The organism is Dyadobacter sp. (genome assembly GCF_051859145.1).
Lineage (GTDB): Bacteria > Bacteroidota > Bacteroidia > Cytophagales > Spirosomataceae > Dyadobacter.
This window is the reverse complement of sequence record NZ_JBHYGF010000249.1, coordinates 1-6,540: the sequence shown is the minus strand read 5'-3', so window position 1 is coordinate 6,540 and position 6,540 is coordinate 1. Positions and strand designations below refer to the sequence as shown.

Here is a 6,540-nt window from a genome sequence, read left to right as displayed (position 1 = left end):
AATAATGGAAAACTTTACCTGGCGGCGATGTACCTGAACGGCTGGCAGCGCATCCAGCGTGTGAACGGCAACACCACACCCGCATTCGGAACCCAGGTCACCTACAAACCAAGTCCGGCTGTGACATTAAATTACAGCACCTTCATCGGAAACGACAAGCCCGACAGCGCGCGCCTGATGCGGTACTATCATAATGTGTACGGAATCTTCCAGCTTAGCCCGCAATGGGGAATTACCGCCGGTTTTGACTATGGTACCGAGCAGAAAGAAAAAGGCAGCAGCAAGTATAACCAATGGATGGTACCGGTCATGATCATCCGCTACTCGCCGACCCCAAAGGTAAATATTGCGGCGCGCGGGGAGTACTTTGAGGACCGGAATGGTGTAATCATTGCCACGGGAACGGAGTCGGGTTTCAGGACCTGGGGTTATTCAATCAATGCAGATTACCTGATTTTGCCGAACATGGTTTGGAGAATTGAAGCACGAACGCTATCGGGTAAAGATCCGATTTTTGCTGAGCGAAAGGGTGGTGTAAGTAAGAACAATACTTTTGTCACGACGGCGCTGGCGATAGCATTTTAGTGTAAACTCAGCCATCTAGGCTCAACCACATTTGTCACCCTGAATGCAGCTGCCTTGTTACCTGAGCGCAGTTCCCTTTGTCACCCGGTGCGCTCAGGGCGACAAAAAGAAAGAAGAAAACAACCCCCTGTCCCCCCAACCCGATGCCCGACACAACCCCCAACGCCCAGCACTTCCTTGACCTGATCAAAAAATCCCGGCGGGGTAAGTTTAAAATTTATATTGGCATGAGTGCCGGGGTCGGGAAGACTTACCGGATGTTGCAGGAGGCGCATACGCTCATGCGGAATGGGATTGATGTGAAGATCGGGTATGTGGAGACGCATAACCGGAAAGAAACCCACGATTTACTGGACGGGCTGCCCGTGATTCCACGCAGGAAGCTCTTTTATAAAGGGAAAGAACTCGATGAATTGGATGTGCAGGCGGTGATCGGGTTACGGCCGGAGATTGTGATTGTCGACGAGCTGGCGCATACAAATATTGAGGGCAGTAAAAATGACAAACGCTGGCAGGATGTGCTGGAAATTTTAGAAGCGGGGATCAATGTGATCAGCGCGGTAAATATCCAGCACATTGAAAGCCTGAATGAGGAAGTCAGGCAGATTACGGGTGTGGAGGTGCGCGAGCGGATCCCCGACAATGTGCTCGCGATGGCAGATGAAGTCGTAAACATCGATTTAACAGCAGACGAATTGATCACGCGTTTGAAGGAAGGCAAAATTTACCAGCCCGAGAAAATCCAGACTGCGCTCAATCACTTTTTTCAATCCGACAATATCCTGCAACTACGTGAGCTGGCATTGAAGGAAGTAGCCAGTCAGGTGGAACGAAAAGTGGATTCTCAGGTACCGAAAATGATTGCGCAGCGCAGGGAGAAATTCCTGGCCTGCGTCAGTACCAATGAAGTGACTGCCAAACATGTGATCCGGAAAACCGCGCGGCTTGCGAGTTATTACAACAGCAAATGGTTTCTATTGTATGTAGAAACGCCCAAGGAAAGCAAAGACAGGATTGCATTGGACAAGCAGCGGCATTTGATCAATAACTTTAAATTGGCAACCGAAATGGGCGCAGAGATCATCCGCGTGCAAAACCGCAATATCTCGGAGGCAATTATTCAGGTAGCCGAGCAGAAAGAAATTACTACCATTTGCATTGGAAAGCCGCATATCACATTGATAAGGGTCATTTTGGTTACAAATCTCTTTAATAACCTGCTGAAAAAACTTTCATCATCAAACACTGATCTCGTCATCCTTTCTTAAAATTGGATACACGCCAAACAACCCAACGCATGAACATTAAAACCAAACTTCGCCTGAGCATCGGTCTGCTCTTCGTGATGATTTTGCTGCTTACACTCATAGCCTCCAAATACGTTTACAGTCTGCGCGACGATACTACCAACATTCTGGCGGACAACTACCAGTCGCTGGAATATTCCCGCAACATGCTCGCAGCGCTGGACCAAATGCAGGCAGACCCAAACGCGAGGCTGGCCTTTCAGACGAATTTGAAAAAACAAAAAGCAAATATTACCGAGACAGGAGAGGCGGAGGCTACCCAGCGCGTGGAAGATCACTTTCTGGATTTGCTATCTGCTCCCGACCAGGCAGAACTGTTGCCGCTGATCAGGAAAAATATCTCGGAGATTATGGGTGTGAACATGCGTGCGATACATGCAAAAAGCGATAAAGCGGTACTTACTGTCAAATCGGCGATTACGTGGATTCTCATTGCCGGTACCATTTGCTTTATAGTTTCATTGACATTATTTATCAATTTGCCCGGCAGCATTGCCAACCCTATCAAAGCGCTGGCTGAAAGCTTTCGTGAAATCGCGGGCAAGAATTATGCACAACGCGTTCACCTCGACCGCAAGGATGAATTCGGCCAATTGGCTGATTCTTTTAATACAATGGCCGAGAAACTTGAAGAATATGACAACAGCAATTTGTCCCGGATACTGATCGAGAAGAAACGCATTGAAGCTTTGATCAACAATATGCACGAACCGGTTATTGGTTTGGATGAAAATAAAATGATCCTTTTTGCCAATGAGGAAGCATTGAAGATCACAGGACTTTCCATGTCGGATATGATCGGGCGGTCGGCATTGGAATTGTCCCTGCAAAATGACCTGATCCGCGCGCTGATCCAGCAACCGCAGACTGCCAGCACGTCGGGCAGTCAACCCGCATTGAAAATTTACGCCAACAATAAGGAAAGCTACTTTGAGAAGGAAATAGTGGATATCACCATCACGAAGACCGGCGAGCGGCAGAAGGCTTTTATAGGTCAGGTGATCGTTTTGAAGAATGTGACGATGTTCAAAGAACTGGATTTCGCCAAAACGAACTTTATTGCAACTGTTTCACACGAGTTGAAAACGCCCATTTCTTCCATTAAAATGAGCCTGCAATTGCTGGATAACCAGCATACCGGCGAGGTGAACGAGCAGCAGAGACAGCTTATTGAAAGCATACGCGAAGACAGCGACCGGCTCCTGAAAATCACGGGCGAGCTGCTGAACATGTCGCAGGTCGAAACGGGGAACATTCAGCTGACCATTCAGCAAAGCAAGCCGGAGCAGATCCTGCAATATGCTTTGGACGCAGTAAAAACAACTGTTGATCAAAAAGATATCAAGTTGATGATCCTGGTACCTGAGTATTTACCGGACGTGAAAGCCGATCTGGAAAAAACGGCGTGGGTATTGATCAATTTCCTGACCAATGCGATCCGGTATTCCCAGCCTGAAAGCAAGGTGCTCGTCGAGATTAGGGAAGAAAAGAATGCGATCCGGTTTTCGGTGAAAGACGAAGGAAAAGGTATAGACAGCCGGTACCGCGACAGGATATTTGACCGCTATTTCCAGGTACCCGGAAGCGCCAAAACCGGTACGGGATTGGGACTGGCGATCAGTAAAGAGTTTATCGAAGCACAAGGCGGCAGTATCGGCGTCGATAGCGAAGTAGGAATGGGAAGTACATTTCATTTTGAGCTGGCCAGGGCGTAAATAATCTTCGGCAAACACATTGAAAATGCAGGGTACTTTGCCGGGTTTAATTCAGAAGTCGCTAGCGCGAGGCTGATCGTGCGCTTTCAAATTCTTTTACTGCTTTTTGCACGACCGGAATGTCGCTTTGCGCAAGTTTTTTTATGGTTTCCAAAACCTGGGGAGATTGGGTACGGCTGTGCTTTAAGGCGGTGAGAATTTTGACAGACATCCAGGGATTTTCCGCACTTAAATCTTCTGCCAGCGCATTGTAAAATTTTTCAGAGAGCTGGGCTGCGGGTCGGAACCGGGTTAGTAACTCCACGCGTTCGGGCTGCTTTTTATTCTTGTAAATGGCTGCGAGGCGGTCCTGTAATGCAGGTTCTGTCAGGTCCAGCTGCTGTAATGCATTGAGTGTTACTGCGTGCAGCGCAGGATTTGCAGCATCTGTCAGGCTGTTCAACACGAGCGATTCTGTGAAGCTGTTTTGCGGCAGATTTCCCTGCGCGAACATATCAAGCAAAAAAGGCTGGTACTTTTCGCGTTGTGTCTGCAATGCTTTTTCGAGCAGGTTTTTGTCAGTCAATTTCGCGGCAGTAAGTTTGGCAAGTTGTTCTTTTTCTCCTACGTGGATCAAATGCCAGAGTGTATGCGTGGTGTAAACTGCCTTCTCCACCGCCGCCTGCGCGATTTCATGCTTGGTAGCACCGGAAACAACGTCCACGCTGTCTTCCTTCTTTTCGTCCACCAGCTCAGCCAGCGAATATTCCCGCAATGGGGACCAGTCATCGTTCAGGATCGACATCAGTTTTCTGTAATCGAACGTGGTGAAATCGCTGTGGTCGGTTTTGGTTAATGGCTCTTTAAATACTTCCAGCCCGGCAAAGTCGCCGGTTCCATCCCAATAAATGCCAACGTCTATCGGGCGGCAGTCGCCGGTGAGGCATACCTCGGTGGCAATGCGGCGGTACCAGTAAATAATTCCGTCGGGAGTAGTAAATTCCTGAACCGAGAAGGGTTCCATTTTGTCGTCGTTAATACTTGCTGAGAATCCTTCTGTCGTCAAAGTCAGCTTTTCCAGCTCGGGAGTCCGGTAATAGGTTCTTTCCACCAGCTGCCCGAAAGTCAGCGTGGTGGAGAGCAGGAACAACAGCGGTATTAATCGGTTTTTTAGCATTGATACTAAATTTCTACTTCTTTTTTCAACGCCTTCACAGGCTGCGGGTAGGAGAGTCCTGCCAGGTGTTTTTGCCAATCCTGCGGTTTGTAATCCCAGTTTTTACCCGTGAGTTCTTTGAGCTCATTAAGTGCAAACATTTTGTAATTATAATGCAGATCTCCAAGGTAAGCTTGTAAAAGCTCATATCCTTTCTTACTTCCGCAACGCGCCATAGCCGCCGCCACGCTGATTTCCAGCGATCCGCCGTACACACGCCACCTCACTTTTTCGTAGGTTGAAGTCACAAAACCGCCCACGTTCGGATCTTTCAATACATTTTCAAAACCGCTGATCAGTGAAGGATCGGGCAGGCGCTCGGCATATACCGCAAGCGCGATGATGCGGTTGTGGAACGGGACAAATTTGATATCAATGCGCTCATTGAAGTAGTCGCTGGTACGCGGTACCATTCCGCCGCCGGAAGCTGTTTTTTCAAGAATATGCCGGATTTTTGCCGTCTCAGAGCCGCTTCCGGACATGCCCAGCAATGCGATATTCTGATTGATTTTCCAGAACAATCCTTCCAGCTTGTTTTTCGGACGGCCGCGAATGTTGTCATAATCGTCGATATAACCCTTTGGATAACCGTCTTCCTGTTCCAGCTCGAACAAATTGGCCAGTTCTGCGCCAATCAGGGCATTGCCACTTCCATCACCAAACCACGCCAGCATTTTGGCGAGCAGCAGTTTCCCTTCCGCGTGATCGGTTTTGGCAAAACGTTCTTTGAGCAATGGTAAAATCAGCGATTTCTCCACCCGGCTGCATTCATATAAATATTCAGGCGCGCCCGATTCCAGCTGTTGCACGCGGCGTTCTATTTCTGCTTTGTCGGCGCGGAGGTCACCCGGTTTATTGCTTAAATATTCAGCAGGAAGATAATTGAGCGAAACCCATTCTTTTTGTAAAGAACTGACGTTGTAATCTCTCGGACGCACTTTTTTCCAGGCAATGTCGGCGGCAATTTGTCCCGTGAGGTAACCTAATACTAACAAATCGGCGGTCATCCTCGTGAACTGTAAAGCATTGCGGCTCTGCCCGAATCCACGTCCCGAAATCAGCAGGCCATCGAGTTTTTTAGGAACAATGGAGCGGTAAGGAATTTCAACGGTAATGTCATTGGAGTGGGGAAGTAAGAAACCGCATTTGCTATACTCCGAGGAAGCTACGTTATGCGGGTCGAAATCGCTGCTGGCCAGTGCCAGTACGTCCTCGAAATGCCGCTTTTCCACACAATCAATCAGGTCGATGTTATGAATACCGTCAATGCGCCGCGATTCACGCACGGTCATAAACGGGTGGAAGTCGTAACAATGCGCCTCGTAATGCGAGATGAAAAGGCCACGCTGCTGCTCGGAGACTTTCCGGTTGTCGAGAATGTCGTAGTCGCGGTTGGTGGCCGAGGGTAGTTTCCCCGCGCCGGCAATGTCCCATTGACTGTAATTTTGTGTAAATCCAATGCGTGAATCGCCGATCTGGAAGCTCGCACCTGCCATCGCAGCCACGTCACCGTCTCCGGTAGCATCAATGGTAATATCTCCCAAAACCAGTTCCAGTTGTCCGTGGCGGCACACTACCACCCCTTTTACAGTATTGTCTTTGGCAACTGCCTGACAAAGTATCGCCGAGGTCAGAAACTGCCCGCCTTTGTCCACCACCGAGCGCAGGTGATAGATCTGCCGCCCGATCTTTTTGTTCATATTCGCTTCCAGCGCAAGCCTTTCCGCTTCTTCATTTT

Annotated in this window: 5 protein-coding genes; 3 read left to right on the top strand and 2 right to left on the bottom strand. The window is 48.8% G+C overall.

The annotated features are described in order from the left end of the window. From ACTIE6_RS14980 to ACTIE6_RS14970, 3 genes are all read left to right on the top strand, one after another. A partial coding sequence (locus ACTIE6_RS14980) for an outer membrane beta-barrel protein (RefSeq protein ID WP_439557408.1) occupies nt 1-585 on the top strand: 585 nt, incomplete at its 5' end. A 143-nt stretch (nt 586-728) separates the two neighbouring features. Next, nucleotides 729-1,853 carry a sensor protein KdpD gene (locus ACTIE6_RS14975; protein ID WP_439557407.1) on the top strand — a complete coding sequence of 375 codons (1,125 nt, stop codon included), beginning with the start codon at nt 729-731 and terminating at the stop codon, nt 1,851-1,853. Nucleotides 1,854-1,882: 29 nt separating this feature from the next. After that, complete coding sequence (locus tag ACTIE6_RS14970; protein ID WP_439557406.1) at nt 1,883-3,607, top strand: ATP-binding protein; 1,725 nt, start codon at nt 1,883-1,885, stop codon at nt 3,605-3,607. A 61-nt stretch (nt 3,608-3,668) separates the two neighbouring features. Here ACTIE6_RS14970 and ACTIE6_RS14965 read toward each other — a convergent pair whose 3' ends face one another. Beyond that, nucleotides 3,669-4,763 carry a hypothetical protein gene (locus tag ACTIE6_RS14965; protein ID WP_439557405.1) on the bottom strand — a complete coding sequence of 365 codons (1,095 nt, stop codon included), beginning with the start codon at nt 4,761-4,763 and terminating at the stop codon, nt 3,669-3,671. 5 nt (nt 4,764-4,768) lie between these two features. Then, the coding region (locus ACTIE6_RS14960; protein ID WP_439557404.1) for an FAD-dependent oxidoreductase at nt 4,769-6,540 on the bottom strand (1,772 nt) is incomplete at its 5' end.